Raw genomic sequence first — 17,636 nt, 5'->3', positions numbered from 1 at the left:
TTCAGCCGCCGCCACACCCACCAGTTCGTCGCCCTGAACTGCGGCGGCCTGCCGGCATTGTTGATTGCGTAGGCCAGTTGACGACGGCCCCAGTCTTCCAGACGGTGGATTTTGCCGCCGTCTTCTTCGATCAGCTTGGTGTAACGCTCAACCATGCCGCCGACTTGCTCGCTCTGGTCAGGGTGGACCAGAAAGATGATTTCGTAATGACGCATGAATGCTCCTTACGGGTTGTAGCCTGCCACTCAAAAGCGGTCAGACAAGGAGTGAATGACACTGGTGTGTCTTGCCAGAGATAGGCACATATGCGCCTGCCGCAACGGCAAGGGGCGCAATTGTAGAGAAGGGGGAACAGCGGCGCAAGGCAATTGGTGATTATTTGAACAATTGAACGTCAACTCAGGCCAAACCTGCAGGAGCGAGCCAGCCCGCCCCTGCAAAAGTCCGGATCAGGCCTTTTTGGCCGCGCCCTTGGCCTTGGCCGCGCGCTGACGCGTGGCTTCGAACAGGCACACGCCGGTCGCCACGGAAACGTTGAGGCTGCTGACGCTACCGGCCATCGGCAGGCGCACCAGGAAATCGCAATGCTCACGGGTGAGGCGGCGCATGCCCTTGCCCTCGGCCCCCATGATCAGGATGGTCGGCCCGGTCAGGTCCTGGTCATACAGCTCCTGCTCGGCCTCGCCGGCTGTGCCGACAACCCACAGACCACGCTGCTGGAGCTTCTCCAGGGTGCGCGCCAGGTTGGTCACGGCCACCAGCGGGATCACCTCCGCTGCGCCGCAGGCCACTTTACGCACTGTCGGCGTCAGGGTCGCCGACTTGTCCTTCGGCACCAGTACCGCCAGCGCGCCAGCCGCATCGGCGGTACGCAGGCAGGCGCCAAGGTTATGCGGATCGGTCACACCGTCCAGCACCAACAGCAGCGGTGCGCCCTCGGTGCGATCGAGCAACTCGTCGAGCATGGCCTCGCCCCAGACCTGGCTCGGGCTCACTTCGGCCACGACCCCCTGGTGCACGCCTTCGACCCAGGCGTCCATCTCGCGGCGCTCGGCCTGACCGACGGCGACGCGATTCTGTCCAGCCAGGTCCACCAGCACCTGAACCCGCGGATCGCTGCGGCCTTCGGCCAGCCAGATCTGCTTGACGCGCTTGGGATGGTGACGCAGCAATGCTTCTACCGCGTGCACGCCGTAGATCTTTTCCAACTGACTCATGACTTGGCCTTAGGTTTACGCGCCCCGCCGCTTTTCGCCGCCGGACCCGCGCCCGCCTTTGGCGGACCTTTACGATGTTTGCTTGGCTTGCTGGTCGCAGGCTTTCCGGACTTGCCGCCCGAAGCCGCCTTGCCGCTGCTCTTGGCTTCAGCCAGCAACGCCTTCTTCATTTCACGGCTCTTGCGCACCTCGGCGTTTTTCGCCGCCGCATCGCTGGAGCGATAGGCCTCAGCCGGTTTTTCCTTGGCCGAACCACGACGCCCGGTCTTGGCCGGAGCCGGCTCGGCAGCGGCCTTGGCGGGCGGCACATCGACAGCGCCGCGCTTTTTGCGACCGATTGGCGCGCTGATGGTTTTTTCCGCCATCTCGAAGTCGATCTTGCGCTCGTCCAGATCGACGCGCATGACCCGCACTTCCACGCTATCGCCCAGACGGAAGCTGCGGCCGGTGCGCTCACCGGCCAGGCGGTGATGCACAGGGTCGAAGTGGTAGTAGTCGGCCGGCAGCGCCGTAACATGCACCAGGCCCTCGACGTAGATATCGGTCAACTCGACAAACAGGCCGAAACCGGTCACCGCGGTGATCACACCCGGGAACGATTCGCCGACGCGATCCTTCATGAACTCGCACTTGAGCCAGTTCACCACATCGCGGGTCGCTTCGTCGGCACGCCGCTCGCTCATCGAGCACTGCTCGCCGAGCTGCTCAAGAGTCGCCTCGTCGTACGGATAGATGCGCGCTTTCGGAATGCTCATCGCACCGGCACGACGCACGTGCGGTGTGTTCTGCTTGGAATGGATGACGCTGCGAATCGCCCGGTGCGTCAGCAGATCCGGGTAACGGCGAATCGGCGAGGTGAAGTGGGTATAGGCTTCGTAGTTCAGGCCGAAGTGGCCCTGATTGTCAGCACTGTACACCGCCTGGCTCAACGAACGCAGCATGACGGTCTGGACCAGGTGGAAGTCTGGACGATCCTTGATGTTTTCCAGCAGCGCCTGGTAATCCTTCGGCGTCGGACCTTCCTTGCCTTTATGCAGGGAAAGCCCCAGCTCGCCGAGGAAGGCGCGCAGTTTTTCCAGGCGCTCCGGCGGCGGGCCGTCGTGAACCCGGTAGAGCGCAGGGATTTCGTGTTTCTTGAGGAATTCGGCGGTAGCCACGTTGGCCGCCAGCATGCACTCCTCGATCAACTTGTGCGCATCGTTACGGGTCGTTGGGCGAATTTCGGCGATCTTGCGCTCGGAACCGAAGATGATCCGGGTTTCCTGGGTCTCGAAGTCGATAGCGCCGCGGGTATGACGGGCACCAAGCAGGACCTTGTACAGCGCATAAAGCTGCTTGAGGTGCGGCACGACATCGGCGTACTCGCCACGCAATTGCTTGGCTTCGTTGGTTTTCGGGTGCTCGAGGATGGTGCTGACCTTGTTGTAGGTCAGGCGCGCCTTGGAGTGAATCACCGCTTCGTAGAACTGGTAGTCGGTCATCTCGCCGGATTTGGAGATGGTCATCTCGCACACCATGGCCAGACGATCGACTTTAGGGTTCAGCGAGCACAGGCCGTTGGACAACTGCTCAGGCAGCATCGGCACCACCCGCTCGGGGAAGTACACCGAGTTGCCACGCACCTGCGCCTCGGCATCCAGCGCCGAACCGATCTTCACGTAACTGGAAACGTCGGCAATCGCCACATACAGCTTCCAGCCACCGCCGAACAGGCGCAGCTTGCCAGGCTTGGCTTCGCAGTAGACCGCATCGTCGAAGTCGCGAGCGTCTTCGCCGTCGATGGTGACGAACGGCAGATCGCGCAGATCGATGCGCTTCTCTTTGTCCTTCTCTTCCACTTCCGGCTTGAGCTTGCCGGCTTCCTTGAGCACCGCTTCAGGCCAGACGTGGGGAATATCGTAGGAGCGCAAGGCAACATCGATTTCCATGCCTGGGGCCATGTAGTTGCCCACGACCTCGATCACATCGCCTTGCGGCTGGAAGCGCGGAGTCGGCCAGTGGGTGATCTTCACCTCGACGAATTGACCGATCTTGGCGCCAGCGTTGCGGCCCGGGGTCACCAGCACTTCCTGCTGGACCTTAGGGTTGTCCGCCACGACAAAACCAATGCCGCCTTCTTCGAAATAACGACCAACGATGCTCTCGTGAGCCCGGGACACCACTTCGACGATCATGCCTTCACGGCGACCACGACGATCCAGGCCGGAAACCCGGGCCAATGCACGGTCGCCATCGAACACCAGGCGCATCTGCGCCGGGCTCATGAACAGGTCATCGCTGCCATCGTCGGGAACCAGGAAGCCGAAACCGTCACGGTGACCGCTGATACGACCGAGGATCAGGTCGAGCTTGTCCACCGGCGCATAGGTGCCGCGACGGGTATAAATCAGTTGGGCATCGCGCTCCATGGCGCGCAGGCGGCGACGCAGGGCTTCGATCTGGTCGTCGGTGGTCAGACCGAACTCTTCGACCAACTGCTCGCGGTTAGCAGGCGAACCCCGATCAGCAAGGTGCTGAAGGATCAGTTCGCGGCTAGGGATAGGGTTTTCATATTTTTCCGCTTCACGAGCGGCCTCGGGATCGAGGGACTGCCAATCGGCCATTAGATAGATTTCACCTTGTCTATATCCGGGTTAGTTTGGCATACGCGTATTGAAACGGGAAATTTCAAGCTATTTCAGCTTCCGAAAACGCCACGCCAGCCCCAAAAACATTCCAAGAACTCTGGCCGTATGATTTTTTTTCAATATTTTCAAGATCAGGGGTTTACAGCTCAAAAAGCGGTCCGTATAGTGCGCGCCATCGACGAAGCAGATGCTTGTCGATACTGCCCAGATGGTGAAATTGGTAGACACGCCAGCTTCAGGTGCTGGTGGCCGCAAGGCCGTGGAAGTTCGAGTCTTCTTCTGGGCACCATATTCAGCTTCACGACCCAACTGTGAAGCACACCAAAAACCCGCGAAAGCGGGTTTTTGCGTTCTAAGTGTTTGATTTATTGAATCTAAGTTAAAACAGGGCTTTACAGATTCAAAGAGCCTCCGTATAGTTCGCCCCATCAACAGCGGCAACGCTGCTGATACTGCCCAGATGGTGAAATTGGTAGACACGCCAGCTTCAGGTGCTGGTGGCCGCAAGGCCGTGGAAGTTCGAGTCTTCTTCTGGGCACCACATTCAGTTTCATAGCTTAGCTGTGAAGCTTCACAGAAACCCGCGAAAGCGGGTTTTTGCGTTTTCGGGGTTTGATAATTCCGCCCTGAAAGCCCCATCAGACTGAACACACCAGCCACGGAAGGCCAGATACCGTCGAATCCATTATTGCGAACAAGCTCGCTCCCACAGAAAACCATGTAACTCTCCATAGGAGCGAGCCTGCTCGCGAAAGGCATTACGCCCGGAACTGCCCCAGGCTGGCCTTCAATTGGGCCGCCAGATTGTCCAGCACCTTGCCACTGGCCGTGGTCTCCACCACAGCCTGAGCCGCACGCTCGGCCTGAGCATGAATGGTTTCGACCCGTCCACGCACCGCCTGAGCACCCTGAGCCTGATGAGCGGCCGCCTGGGTCGCCAGGCCAATCGCCGTATGCACCTGCTCCACCGACGACTGCACCGACTGCTGCAAGCGCGCACTGTCACGCAGCACCAGCAAACCCTCGCTGGCCTGCTTCCCGGCCTGGCCGATCGCCGCCACCGCCTCACGCGCGCCCTGCTGCAGCGCTCCGATATGCGCCTGGATATCCCCGGTAGAGCTTTGCGTCTTGCTCGCCAGCGCCCGAACCTCATCGGCCACCACCGCGAAGCCGCGCCCGGTTTCCCCGGCCCGCGCCGCCTCGATGGCCGCATTCAGGGCCAGCAGATTGGTCTGCTCGGCGATGCCATGAATCACCGTCAACACCACCTCGATCTGCTCACTCTGCTGCGCCAAGCGCTCGATGACCTTGGCACCCGTATCGACCTGTCCCGCCAGCGCTTCGATCAGGCTGCCCACCTGGGCCGAGGTGCGGGTGTTCTCGTCGGTCGCCTGACGAATCTCCACCACCTGCTGCAGGGCCGCCTGCATCGCCTGGCTTTCAGCCTGCGCCTCGTCAGCCATTTGCGACAGCGCCCGCAAACTCTCCGCCACCTCGTCCCGCTGAGCCTCGGCGGCGGCGTCCGCCCCGGCATTACGCAGGCTCATCGCGCCGATTTCGACACCGGTACGCTGCGCCACGTCGCCCGCCTCACGCACGATCGGCTGCAATTTGTCGACAAAACGATTGACCGCCGACGCCATGTCACCGATCTCATCATTGCTGTTGAGCGGAACTCGCTTGGTCAGGTCCCCCTCGCCCGCCGCCAGGTCGTTAAGCGCAGCGATCAGCAGATACAACTTGCTGACCACCCGCCGCCCCAGCACCACCGCCAGCAACAGCAGGACCCCGAAGCCTACCAGCGCCAGCCCCACACCGATCTGCCAGCGCAGAGTGGCCGCCGCGTCCTGCACGGTGCCGGCGGTGTTGGCCTGCATGTCTGCAGCGGTGGCCTGCGCCGACTGTAGGCGCGCGCGCATGGCTGCCGAGCTGTCGGCCGAAGCCCCCTTGAGGCTATCGCCGACCAGTTGGTCGCTACTGGCAATCAAGGCTTCGAAGCGCTTGTCCAGCGCCGCCACGTCCGCCTCGACCGATGCCGTGGAAACCCCCATCAACACCTTGCCGATCTCCACACCATTAGGACTGATGGAAGCCTCCAGGTAATAGACCGACGGATCGCTCTTGGCCGCATCTAGCACCTTGTCCAAGGCACGGTCGCCCTTGCCCTTTTCCAACAGCGCCTTGTTGACCGGGTTTTCCCGGTTCAGATAGCGGGTCAGGTGCTCGCCAGCAGCATCGTCATACACCACGAACAACACATTGGGATTGCGCTGGGCGCGCCGGGCGAATTCGGACAGGGTCGGGACGTCGCTGTCCCACATGGCACGCGGCGCCACCGAAGCGAGCAACTGAGCCATATCGTTGGCCGAGTCCTTCAGGTCCTTTTCCAGCGTTGCCCGCAATTGCGCCTGCTCTTCCTCCAACCGCGAGGAGAGCCCTGCCGTCAAACGTTGTCGGGTACTGCCGGAAAGGCTTTCCAGGCCCGAGGTGACTTCACGGGCCGCCTGCTCCAACTCGCCAGACAGCTTCTGGCTGTCGACGCCCAGACGAGCGGCCAGATCGGCTTCCAGCGCCGTCACCGTGCTCCGGGTCAGAGCGACGGCAACCAGCACTTGCACCAAAAGGGCGATACCAAGGGTAACGAACACGGGCCGCAACAAACGGCTTTGTAACAGCGAGAGAACAGCCGACACAGGAAATCCCTCTACTTTGACGCCACTAAATTGATGGCACTCAGGAAGCGGAAATCACAGCAAGGGTCGTGCCGCCCGGCAGGCAGAAACGACAAAGGCCCCTATGAAGGGGCCTTTGTTTTTTGCATCAACGACTTATCAAGCGAACGGGTGACGCAGAACGATGGTCTCGTTGCGGTCCGGGCCTGTCGAAATAATGTCGATCGGCGCGCCGACCAGCTCTTCGATACGCTTGATGTAGGCACGGGCAGTGGCCGGCAGCTCTTCCAGGGTCTTGGCACCCAGGGTCGACTCGCTCCAGCCTGGCATCTGCTCGTAGACCGGCTCCAGGCCGATGTAGCTGTCAGCGTCGGTAGGCGCGTCGATGACCGCACCATCCTGGTTCTTGTAGCCCACACAGATGTTGATGGTTTCCAGGCCGTCCAGCACGTCCAGCTTGGTCAGGCACAGGCCCGAGATGCTGTTGACGTCGATGGCGCGACGCAGGATGACAGCGTCGAACCAGCCGCAACGACGGGCACGGCCGGTGGTCGCACCGAACTCATGACCACGCTTGGCCAGGAAGGCACCCACGTCATCGAACAGTTCGGTCGGAAACGGACCGGAGCCCACGCGAGTGGTGTAGGCCTTGGTGATACCCAGGATGTAGTCCAGGTACATCGGACCCACGCCCGAACCAGTAGCGATACCGCCAGCGGTGGTGTTGGAGCTGGTGACGTATGGATAGGTACCGTGGTCGATGTCCAGCAGCGAGCCTTGGGCACCTTCGAACATGATGTCCTTGCCGTCGCGGCGCAGCTGGTGCAGCTCGGCGGTCACGTCCAGCATCATCGGCTTCAACAGCTCGGCGTATTCCATGCACTCGTCGAGCGTCTTCTGGAAGTCGATGGCCGGCTCTTTGTAGTAATTGACCAGCACGAAGTTGTGGTAGTCCAGCAACTCCCCCAGCTTCGCGGCGAAACGCTCGCGGTGGAACAGGTCGCCGATACGCAGGCCACGACGAGCGACCTTGTCTTCGTAAGCCGGGCCGATGCCGCGACCGGTAGTACCGATCTTCTGCTCGCCGCGGGCTTTCTCACGCGCCTGGTCCAGCGCTACGTGGTAGGACAGGATCAGCGGGCAGGACGGGCTGATACGCAGGCGCTCACGCACCGGTACGCCTTTCTCTTCCAGCTTGACGATCTCACGCAGCAAGGCATCCGGAGCGACCACCACACCGTTGCCGATCAGGCACTGCACGCCTTCGCGCAGCACGCCGGACGGGATCAGGTGCAGGACGGTTTTTTCACCGTCGATCACCAGGGTGTGGCCAGCGTTGTGGCCACCTTGGTAGCGCACTACGGCGGCAGCATGTTCGGTTAGCAGATCAACGATCTTGCCTTTGCCCTCATCACCCCACTGGGTGCCCAGGACTACGACATTCTTACCCATAACATTTGTCCTCATTCGCGCAAACTTGGTGCCGGCAGCCGCCGGCAGGAAAACTCAAGAAACCAGCGGCAATACTTGCCAAAGCCCATTCTGCTGAATCAATTGCCGGTCGCAGTCCGCTTCGCGGGCGGCGGCCAAAGGTTGCCCAGGCAAGGCCTGAACCACACGCTGACCCTCGCTGCGCAACTGGCAAACCTGCTGCCAGAGGACTGCATCCGTACTGTCCGGCATCCAGATACCGCCAGACGGTAGCTCGATCTCGGCACGCCCCAGGGTCACCAGGGTTTTCAAATCGGTAGAGAAGCCGGTTGCCGGGCGGGCGCGACCGAAGTCGGCGCCGATATCGTCGTAACGACCGCCCTGGGCAATGGACTGGCCAACACCCGGCACGAACACGGCGAACACCACACCCGTGTGGTAGTGATAGCCGCGCAGCTCGCCCAAGTCGAAGTACAGCGGCAAATCCGGGAAACGCACCGACAAGCGCTCGGCGATCGTCAGCAATTCATCCAGAGCCGCCAGCACCGGAGTCGGCGCGCCAGCCAGGCGGCGCCGGGCATCGCTCAGCACTTCGCGACTGCCGCACAGGTCCACCAGGGACCGCAGCATGCCCGCCAGGTCAGCAGGAAGGCCTTCGGTCAGACTGACGACTTCATCGATCGCCTTGCGTTGCAGGGCGTCGAACAGTTGTTGCTCTACGGCGCCGGACAGACCGGCGGCCTGGGCTAGACCACGGTAGATACCGACATGCCCCAGATCCATGTGCACATCCGGCACATCGGCCAGTTGCAGCATCGCCAGCATCAGGCTGATGACTTCCACATCGCTGCTCGGGCTGGCATCGCCGTACAACTCGGCGCCCAGCTGGATCGGGCTGCGCGAGGTCGACAAGGCGCGCGGCTGCGCATGCAGTACGCTACCGGCATAGCACAGGCGGTTTGGACCTTCGCGACGCAGGGTATGCGCATCGATACGGGCCACCTGTGGCGTAATGTCGGCGCGGAAACCCATCTGCCGACCCGACTGCGGGTCGATGACCTTGAAGGTACGCAGATCGAGGTCCTGGCCCGCGCCAGTCAGCAAGGATTCCAGGTACTCGATATGAGGGGTCACGACGAACTCGTAACCCCAGCTCTGGAACAGATCCAACACCTGACGACGCGCGACTTCAATGCGCGCCGCCTCAGGTGGCAGTACTTCTTCGATGCCATCTGGCAGCAGCCAGCGGTCTACCGTTGCCATTACGCCATTCCCCTGTGACCAGGCGGCCTGCCTATGGGCGGGCCTTGAGTGAAACAGAAAATGATTGGCTCATTACGCAAACCCCGCGCATGGGCGACGCGGCGAAAAGCCTGAAACCGGCTTCGCCACTCACTTTCCTCGAAAAAAGCTGTCGAGTCGTTCAACTCGCCGTCTTGCACCCACAACCACAATCAAACGTGCAGACGCAAAAAAGCCGGGAATTTCCCGGCTGCCGCATCATACACTCGTTTTCCCAAAGGATCACCCCGCCAGACGTTTTAGCCGCCGGGCGGGGTGATTCAGGGTCAACGTTGCCTCAAGGCTTGGCCTTTTCCAGATAACGGAAAAAGTCGCTGCTTGGGTCGAGGACCATGACGTCGGATTTATTCGCGAAGCTTTCACGATAGGCGCGCAGGCTACGGTAGAAACCGTAGAACTCCTGGTCCTGACCGTAGGCCTTGGAGTAGATGGCCGCAGCCTGGGCGTCGCCGTCACCGCGAATCTCTTCCGACTCACGATAGGCTTCGGCCAGCAGCACGCGGCGCTGACGATCGGCGTCGGCACGAATGCCTTCCGCCAGCTCGTTACCCTTGGCGCGGTGCTCGCGAGCCTCACGCTCACGCTCAGTGCTCATACGCTCGAAGACGCTGCGGTTCACTTCCTTCGGCAAGTCGATGGCCTTGACCCGGACATCGACCACTTCGATACCCAGCTCTTTCTCGGCCATCTTGTTCAGCGAAGCAGTGATATCCGCCATCAGCGCATCACGCTCACCGGAGACCACTTCGTGCAGGGTGCGCTTACCGAACTGGTCACGCAGACCCGACTCCAGGCGACGGGAAAGACGCTCGTCGGCGATCTGCTTGAGGCCGGAAGTCGCGGTGTAGAAACGCTCCGCATCCTTCACGCGCCACTTGGCAAAGGCATCTACCATCACGGCTTTCTTTTCCAGCGTCAGGAAACGCTGGGTCGGTGCATCCAGGGTCATCAGGCGAGCGTCGAACTTACGCACCTGGTTCACATAAGGCACTTTCACATGCAGGCCCGGCTGAACGTCAGCCTGGACCACACGCCCGAACTGCAGCAACACCGCGCGCTCGGTCTGAGCGACGATGTAGAAGCAGTTCCAGGCAGCGATCGCCACGACGACGCCGACGATAAGGGCGATCAGCGATTTATTGCTCATCAGCGACTCTCCCTGGTACGCGTCTGCTGTTGCTGCAGATCAGCTGCCGCACGCACATTCGCTTCATTGCTGCTGGCTGCCGCGCCAGTCACCGGGGTACTGGTGCTGCGGCCACTTTCGACCATCTTGTCCAGCGGCAGGTACAGCAGATTGCTCTGGCCGTTCTTGTTACCGGTCACGAGAACCTTGCTGGTGCTGCTGAAGACTTCCTGCATGGTGTCCAGGTACAGACGCTCACGGGTGACTTCAGGTGCCTTGCGGTACTCGGCCACCAGCTTGGTGAAGCGGTCGGCCTCACCCTTGGCGCGGGAAACCACTTCGCCACGGTAACCGTTGGCATCTTCGATGATCCGCTGGGCCTGACCACGGGCTTCCGGCACGACGCCGTTGGCATAGGTTTCAGCCTGGTTGCGCGAACGCTGTTCGTCTTCACGGGCGCGGATCACGTCATCGAAGGCTTCCTGCACTTCGCGCGGTGCCGCTGCGCTCTGTACGTTCACCTGGGTAACGGTGATACCGGTGCGATAGGTATCGAGGAAACGTTGCAGACGCTCCTTGATCTCGCTGGCCATCAACTCACGACCTTCGGTCAGCACCTGGTCCATCGCGGTGGAACCCACGACGTGGCGCAAGGCACTGTCGGTCGCGTGCTGCAGGCTGATTTCCGGCTGATCGACGTTCAGCACGAAGTCCTGCAGGTTACTGATCTTGTACTGCACGGTCAGCGGCACTTCGACGATGTTTTCGTCTTCGGTCAGCATTTGACCCTGCTTGGTATAGGCACGCTCGCGCGTGACGTTTTCCATGTACTTGCGATCGATCGGCGGGAAGTAGATGTTCAGGCCCGGGCCAACGGTTTCGTAGTACTTGCCGAAGCGCAGCACCACGGCCTGCTCCTGCTCGTCCACGACATACACCGCGCTGTACAGCCACGCTGCCGCCAGCACGACCAGACCGATACCGAGCAGGCCGAAACCACCGCCCTTACCGGAACCGCCACCGTCGTCACCACGTTTCTTACTACCACCGAACAACCCATTCAGGCTTTCCTGCAGCTTGCGGAAGGCCTCGTCGAGATCCGGCGGCCCCTTGCGGTCGCCATTGTTGCGGCGCTTGCCACCCCAGGGATCCTGATTATTCGAGTTGCCACCCGGCTCATTCCAAGCCATAGCGCTCTCCATCTGATAAAGCAAAGACGCACCCTCGGCGCGCCGACCAATGCTACAGAATGCCTGCTACAGCGGCACAACCGCTTTTTCAGGCTTTTATTGCAAAGTGTGTTGCTCGATGAACTCCAGCGGCTGCATGCCTTCGCGACTTACCAGTCGATTCAGCTCGACCCGTGGCAAGCGAACAGCCAGCAGGCTGACACCTTCCTCGTCATGATCTTCTTTCTGTACCGCGCCCAACTCGAAGAACTGCGCTCGCAGTCGAGCAAAACGCTGCGGCAAGCGCAAGGTGCCGACGAACAAATCGTCGCCCAGCAGTTCGGCAATGGCCTGCTTGAGCAGGTCCAGCCCTTGCCCCTCGCGGGCCGACAACCAGACTCGCTGCGGCTTGCCATCGGCATCGCGCTGGATCTGCGGGTCCACGCCCTCGAGCAAATCGAGTTTGTTATAGACCTCCAGTATCGGCAAGTCCTGGGCCCCGATCTCGTCGAGGACCACCATGACCTGTTCGATCTGGGCCATGCGCTCTGGCTCGTGGGCATCGATCACATGCAGCAGCAGGTCGGAGTTGCTCGACTCTTCGAGCGTAGCCCGAAACGCCTCCACCAGCTTGTGCGGCAGGTGGCGAATGAAACCCACGGTGTCGGCCAGCACGATCGGACCGAGGTCGTCCAGCTCGAGCCGGCGCAAGGTCGGGTCGAGGGTGGCGAACAACTGGTCGGCCGCGAATACATCGGACTCGGTCACGGAGTTGAACAAGGTGGATTTGCCGGCGTTGGTATAGCCCACCAACGACACCGAAGGAATATCGGCGCGCTTGCGCCCACGACGAGCCTGCTCACGCTGGCCGCGGACCTTCTCCAGCCGGGACTTGATCTGTCGCAAGCGAATCCGCAGCAGGCGCCGGTCAGTCTCGAGCTGGGTTTCACCCGGGCCGCGCAGACCGATACCGCCTTTTTGCCGCTCAAGGTGAGTCCAGCCACGAACCAGACGCGTACTCATGTACTCAAGCTGGGCCAGTTCTACCTGGAGCTTGCCTTCATGAGTGCGGGCGCGCTGGGCGAAGATATCGAGAATCAGACCCGTGCGGTCAATCACGCGGCACTCGAAAACACGTTCGAGGTTACGTTCCTGACTGGGTGTGAGGATGTGATTGAAAATCACCAACTCGACCTGTTCGGCTTTGACCAGGTCGCGTAACTCTTCGACCTTGCCACTGCCAACCAGGTACTTGGCGGTTGGCCGATGACGCGGCACGTTAACAAACGCGACGGTCTCGGCGCCGGCCGATGTTGCCAACTCCTGAAACTCCTGCGGATCTTCGCGCGCCTCAGGGTCCTGACCATCCAAGTGAACGAGAATTGCACGTTCACCACCACCGTGGCGCTCAAAGAACAAAGGAGACTCCTATCAGGCGTTACCTGGCTCAGCGTCACCTTGTTCGGATTCGGATGCGCTAGGCAGGCGAATTGGACGAACCGGCACCACTGTCGAGATAGCGTGCTTGTAAACCATTTGGCTGACGGTGTTTTTCAACAGGATAACGAACTGGTCGAAAGACTCGATCGTACCTTGCAGTTTGATCCCGTTGACCAGATAGATGGAAACCCCAACTTTCTCTTTACGTAAAGTGTTCAAGTAAGGGTCTTGTAGCGAATGCCCTTTTGACATGTGCCGCACTCCTTTAAGGATCAATAATAAAAATCAGAAAACAGATGGCTCAAACCGCCCCACCCCCAAGGATAGACGGCAATTGCAAGGACTCAGCCCAATATGGAGACCGTCCCCAGGTATTTCAAGGCGCGTGGCAGATTGTCGCAATCCAGGCTGTCAAGCCAGTGCAAATCAGCCCAGCTGCGTAACCAGGTGAACTGGCGTTTCGCCAATTGGCGCGTGGCGATAATGCCGCGCTCCTGCATCTCGGCGAATGTCAGCTTGCCATCCAGATAATCCCAGACCTGTCGGTAGCCTACAGCACGTATAGACGGCAACCCGGCATGCAGGTCACTTCTAGAACGCAGAGCTACGACCTCCTCGACGAATCCCTGTTCCAACATAATTGTGAATCTTTGTGCAATACGCTGATGCAGTACCTGGCGGTTTGCCGGGGCAATGGCCAAGTTCGCAACAGTATAGGGCAATTGTCCCCGTCCCGAAGCGGCTGCTTCAGTACTTTGCGCAGATTGTCGCAGTCTGTGGGCCGTCATGCTCAGGCCACTAACCCGATAGACTTCCAGCGCCCGGGTCAGGCGCTGCGGATCGTTGGGGTGAATCCGCGCCGCCGATTCGGGATCGATCGCCGCCAATTGGTCATGCAGGGCCTGCCAACCAAGGCGCGCCGCTTCTTCTTCGAGTTCGGCGCGCACCTGCGGATCGGCCGGCGGCATATCCGCCAGACCCTCGAGCAAAGCCTTGTAATAAAGCATCGTGCCGCCGACCAGCAGCGGGATCTTGCCCCGTGCAGTGATATCGGCCATGGCCGCCAGCGCATCGGTACGGAAGTCCGCCGCCGAATAGCTCTCGGCCGGGTCGAGAATATCGATCAGCCGATGGGGAAACTCGGTCAGTATTTCCTTGGAAGGCTTGGCGGTGCCGATGTCCATGCCGCGGTAGACCAGCGCCGAATCGACGCTGATCAGTTCGCAGGGCAGGACTTTGGTGAGTTCGATGGCCAGGTCGGTCTTGCCGGCGGCAGTCGGGCCCATCAGGAAAATCGCTGGGGGAAACTGGCTCATCAACGACCGCGCAAAAAGAGTTTGTCCAGATCGTCCAGCCCCAATTGGGTCCAGGTCGGTCGGCCATGGTTGCATTGGCCGCTGCGCTCGGTGTTTTCCATGTCACGCAACAGGCCGTTCATTTCCGGCAAGGCCAGACGGCGATTGGCCCGGATCGCACCGTGGCAGGCCATGGTGCCGAGCAGTTCGTTGAGGTGCGCCTGGATCCGGTCGCTGGTGCCGTACTCCATCAGGTCGGCCAAAACATCATGCACCAGGCGATTGGCTTCCGCCTGCTTGAGCAGGGCCGGAATCTGGCGGATTGCCAGAGATTCCGGGCCCAGGCGCTGCAATTCGAAGCCCAGGCGCTGGAACCAGCCGACATGCTCTTCGGCGCAGTCGGCTTCACGCTGACTGACCGCAATCGACTCCGGCACCAGCAACGGCTGGCCACTCAGGCCTTCGCTGGCCATCGCTACCTTCAGGCGCTCGTACATGATCCGCTCATGGGCCGCGTGCATATCCACCAGCACCAGGCCCTGGGCGTTTTCCGCGAGGATATAGATGCCCTTGAGCTGCGCCAGGGCGTAGCCCAGCGGCGGGATATCACCCTGCGCATCCGGCAGGGCCGCGGCCCCGGACTCGGGCAATGGCGCGAAAAACTCGCGATAGGCCGCCTGCGCTTCAGCCGCGGGCAGCGTCGGCTGCGGCCGCGGCGTGTACTGGTACTGATAACCCGATCCCGCACCCGCATTCGAAGGGGTGAAAGTCGGCTGGGTCTGCGGCTGCTCCAGGGTCAGGTTCGCCGCCAGGCGCATTTCGCCCTGGGGACCGAACTCACCGGCCTCGATACCGGTCGGCCGCACGATACCGGCCGCCGCAGCCGGTGCCGCCAGATGGTCTTCCGGCCGGACGTCGCCCAAGGCGCGGTGCAAGGTGCCATACAGGAAGTCGTGGACCATGCGCCCGTCGCGGAAGCGCACTTCGTGCTTGGTCGGGTGCACGTTGACGTCCACCACCGCCGGATCGACTTCGAAGAACAGGACAAAGGTCGGGTGCCGACCGTTGAACAGCACGTCACGGTAAGCCTGGCGCACCGCGTGGGCCACCAGCTTGTCGCGCACCGCGCGACCGTTGACGTAGAAATATTGCAGGTCCGCCTGGCTGCGGGAAAAGGTCGGCAAGCCTACCCAGCCCCACAGATGCAGGCCGTTACGCTCGACCTCGATCGGCAGCGCCTGCTCAAGAAAACCCGAGCCGCATACTGCCGCCACTCGCCGCGCACGGGCCACATCATCGTTGGCTTCATGCAGGCTGAGCACGCTTTTGCCGTTGTGGCGCAGATGAAAAGCCACATCGAAACGCGCCAGGGCCAGGCGCTTGATCACTTCCTGCAGGTGATCGAACTCGGTTTTCTCGGCCTTGAGGAATTTGCGCCGGGCCGGGGTATTGAAGAACAGATCGCGCACTTCCACTGAAGTACCGACCGGGTGGGCCGCTGGCTGCACGCGGGGCGCCATGTCGCGGCCTTCGGTTTCCACCTGCCAGGCCTGATCGGCCTCGCGGGTGCGGGAGGTCAAGGTCAGGCGCGCCACCGAGCTGATGGACGCCAGGGCTTCACCACGAAAGCCCAGGCTCATGACCTGTTCCAGGTCCTCGAGATTGCGGATCTTGCTGGTGGCGTGACGCGCCAGGGCCAGCGGCAGATCGTCCGCGGAAATCCCGCTGCCGTCGTCGCGTACCCGCAGCAGCTTGACCCCGGCCTGCTCGACATCCACGTCGATGCGTTTGGCCCCGGAGTCCAGGCTGTTCTCCAGCAACTCCTTGATCACCGAGGCCGGGCGTTCGACCACCTCACCGGCGGCAATCTGGTTCGCCAGCCGCGGGCTGAGCAGCTCGATGCGGGCGCGGTTGATGACTGCGTCGTTCATTCCTTGGCCGCCAGTTCTGTACCCGGGATGGTGAGGGTCTGACCGACTTTCAGCTCGTCGCTGCTCAGGTTGTTGGCACTGCGCAAGGTGGCGGCGGAAACCTGATAACGCACGGCGAGCATCGCCAGGGTTTCCCCCGGGCTCACACGGTGGTCACGCGGTCCCTGGGCGATTTTCCCGGAGTCCCGCAGCCAGGCGATGTAGGTGCCCGGTGGCGGGTTCTGCTGGAAGAACTGCCGCACGCCACTGCTGATGGAGCGCGCCAATGCCTGCTGATGGCTGGCGGTGGCCAGCTTGGACGCTTCGTTGGCATTGGAGATAAAGCCGGTTTCCACCAGGATCGATGGAATGTCCGGAGACTTGAGCACCATGAAGCCAGCCTGCTCGACGCGCTGTTTGTGCAGCGGGGTGACCCGACCGATGTTGCTGAGCACTTTCTGCCCGACATTGAGGCTGGAGGTCAGCGAGGCGGTCATCGACAGGTCGAGCAGCACCCCGGCGAGCATCCGGTCCTTGTCGTCCAGGCTGACGTTGCCGGCCCCGCCGATCAGGTCGGAACGGTTTTCGCTGTCCGCCAGCCAGCGGGCGGTCTCGGAGGTGGCGCCACGGTCGGACAGGGCGAACACCGATGCCCCGAAGGCCGCCGTGGAAGGTGCGGCGTCAGCATGGATCGAGACGAACAGGTCCGCGCCCTTCTTGCGGGCGATTTCGGTACGGCCACGCAATGGAATGAAGTAGTCACCCGTACGGGTCAGCTCGGCACGGAAGCCTTTCAGGCCGTTGACCTGACGCTGCAACTCACGGGCGATGGCCAGCACGACGTCTTTCTCATGCTGGCCGCGAGAGCCGGAAGCCCCCGGGTCTTCGCCGCCGTGGCCGGCATCGATGACCACGACGATATCGCGCTTGCCGGCCGGCGCCGGTGGCAGCTTGATCTCGGGTTTGTTCGGCGCCACCGGCACGGCCGGCACGGTCGCGACATTCGGCGTCGGCGGTGGGGTCGGCGCAGCGTCAGCCGGGTTGTCAAACAGGTCGACCACCAGGCGGTTACCGTATTGGGCGTTGGGCGCCAGGGTGAAACTCTTGGGGGTGACGGCCTTTTTCAGGTCGATGACCACCCGCAAGTCGGTCGGCGTGCGCTGGGCCGAACGCATGGCGGTGATCGGCGTGTTCGCCGTGGCGACATTCAGCGGCCCGCCGAGGGTCGCGCCGTTGATATCGATCACCAGACGATCGGGGGCCGTCAGGGTGAAGACGCTGTGCTGGACCGGACCGGACAGGTCGAAGACCAGCCGCGTGTTATCCGGCGCCCGCCACAGGCGAACGCTGCGGACCTGTGTAGCAGCCAGAGCGTCGACGGCCAATGCCGTAAGCAACAGTCCTACGACAGCAACCAACGCGCGAATGCGCATACCTAACCCCATCA

General features: G+C 61.7%; 13 protein-coding genes and 2 tRNA genes. 2 read left to right on the top strand and 13 right to left on the bottom strand.

Going from position 1 to position 17,636, the window contains the following annotated elements:
- From rpsF to rnr, 3 genes are all read right to left on the bottom strand, one after another.
- On the bottom strand, positions 1-215 hold a 215-nt coding region (gene rpsF, locus ACQKQA_RS10145), incomplete at its 3' end, for a 30S ribosomal protein S6 (protein WP_427556282.1).
- Between the two features lie 234 nt (positions 216-449).
- Positions 450-1,217, bottom strand: coding sequence for a 23S rRNA (guanosine(2251)-2'-O)-methyltransferase RlmB (gene rlmB / locus ACQKQA_RS10140; RefSeq protein ID WP_092301453.1), 768 nt, complete (start codon positions 1,215-1,217; stop codon positions 450-452).
- The gene (gene rnr, locus ACQKQA_RS10135; RefSeq protein ID WP_427556278.1) at positions 1,214-3,820 is read right to left on the bottom strand and encodes a ribonuclease R; all 2,607 of its coding nucleotides are present in this window, start codon (positions 3,818-3,820) and stop codon (positions 1,214-1,216) included. The genes rlmB and rnr overlap by 4 nt, the downstream gene beginning before the upstream one ends.
- Positions 3,821-4,046: 226 nt before the next feature.
- Between rnr and ACQKQA_RS10130 the strand changes: the two genes are divergently transcribed.
- Together ACQKQA_RS10130 and ACQKQA_RS10125 are read left to right on the top strand one after the other, a co-directional pair.
- A tRNA-Leu gene (locus tag ACQKQA_RS10130) sits at positions 4,047-4,133 on the top strand.
- Between the two features lie 165 nt (positions 4,134-4,298).
- Positions 4,299-4,385, top strand: a tRNA-Leu gene (locus ACQKQA_RS10125).
- A 217-nt stretch (positions 4,386-4,602) separates the two neighbouring features.
- Here the strand turns inward: ACQKQA_RS10125 and ACQKQA_RS10120 are convergent.
- From ACQKQA_RS10120 to ACQKQA_RS10075, 10 genes are all read right to left on the bottom strand, one after another.
- Positions 4,603-6,537 carry a methyl-accepting chemotaxis protein gene (locus tag ACQKQA_RS10120; RefSeq protein WP_427556276.1) on the bottom strand — a complete coding sequence of 645 codons (1,935 nt, stop codon included), beginning with the start codon at positions 6,535-6,537 and terminating at the stop codon, positions 4,603-4,605.
- 138 nt (positions 6,538-6,675) lie between these two features.
- Entirely contained in the window at positions 6,676-7,968 is a 1,293-nt protein-coding gene (locus ACQKQA_RS10115) for an adenylosuccinate synthase (protein ID WP_427556273.1), read from the bottom strand.
- A gap of 54 nt (positions 7,969-8,022) precedes the next feature.
- Positions 8,023-9,210, bottom strand: coding sequence for an ATP phosphoribosyltransferase regulatory subunit (locus ACQKQA_RS10110; protein ID WP_427556270.1), 1,188 nt, complete (start codon positions 9,208-9,210; stop codon positions 8,023-8,025).
- Between the two features lie 316 nt (positions 9,211-9,526).
- Positions 9,527-10,396, bottom strand: a complete 870-nt coding sequence (gene hflC / locus ACQKQA_RS10105; RefSeq protein WP_427556267.1) for a protease modulator HflC — start codon at positions 10,394-10,396, stop codon at positions 9,527-9,529.
- Positions 10,396-11,565, bottom strand: a complete 1,170-nt coding sequence (hflK, locus tag ACQKQA_RS10100) for an FtsH protease activity modulator HflK (protein WP_427556265.1) — start codon at positions 11,563-11,565, stop codon at positions 10,396-10,398. Before hflK ends, hflC begins: the two co-directional genes overlap by 1 nt.
- Before the next feature lie 96 nt (positions 11,566-11,661).
- Positions 11,662-12,963, bottom strand: coding sequence for a ribosome rescue GTPase HflX (gene hflX / locus ACQKQA_RS10095; protein ID WP_427556262.1), 1,302 nt, complete (start codon positions 12,961-12,963; stop codon positions 11,662-11,664).
- A gap of 12 nt (positions 12,964-12,975) precedes the next feature.
- The gene (gene hfq / locus ACQKQA_RS10090) at positions 12,976-13,236 is read right to left on the bottom strand and encodes an RNA chaperone Hfq (protein ID WP_007921378.1); all 261 of its coding nucleotides are present in this window, start codon (positions 13,234-13,236) and stop codon (positions 12,976-12,978) included.
- Positions 13,237-13,328: 92 nt separating this feature from the next.
- Complete coding sequence (miaA, locus tag ACQKQA_RS10085; RefSeq protein ID WP_427556259.1) at positions 13,329-14,300, bottom strand: tRNA (adenosine(37)-N6)-dimethylallyltransferase MiaA; 972 nt, start codon at positions 14,298-14,300, stop codon at positions 13,329-13,331.
- Positions 14,300-16,210, bottom strand: a complete 1,911-nt coding sequence (gene mutL / locus ACQKQA_RS10080; protein ID WP_427556256.1) for a DNA mismatch repair endonuclease MutL — start codon at positions 16,208-16,210, stop codon at positions 14,300-14,302. The genes miaA and mutL overlap by 1 nt, the downstream gene beginning before the upstream one ends.
- A complete protein-coding gene (locus ACQKQA_RS10075; RefSeq protein ID WP_427556290.1) occupies positions 16,207-17,634 on the bottom strand; it encodes an N-acetylmuramoyl-L-alanine amidase in 1,428 nt (475 codons plus the stop codon). Before ACQKQA_RS10075 ends, mutL begins: the two co-directional genes overlap by 4 nt.
- Positions 17,635-17,636: the final 2 nt, after the last annotated feature.

Source organism: Pseudomonas sp. NPDC089530, assembly GCF_050280705.1.
Classification (GTDB): domain Bacteria; phylum Pseudomonadota; class Gammaproteobacteria; order Pseudomonadales; family Pseudomonadaceae; genus Aquipseudomonas.
Note: the sequence above shows the minus strand (reverse complement) of the source record. Positions and strands in the feature narration are given on the sequence as shown.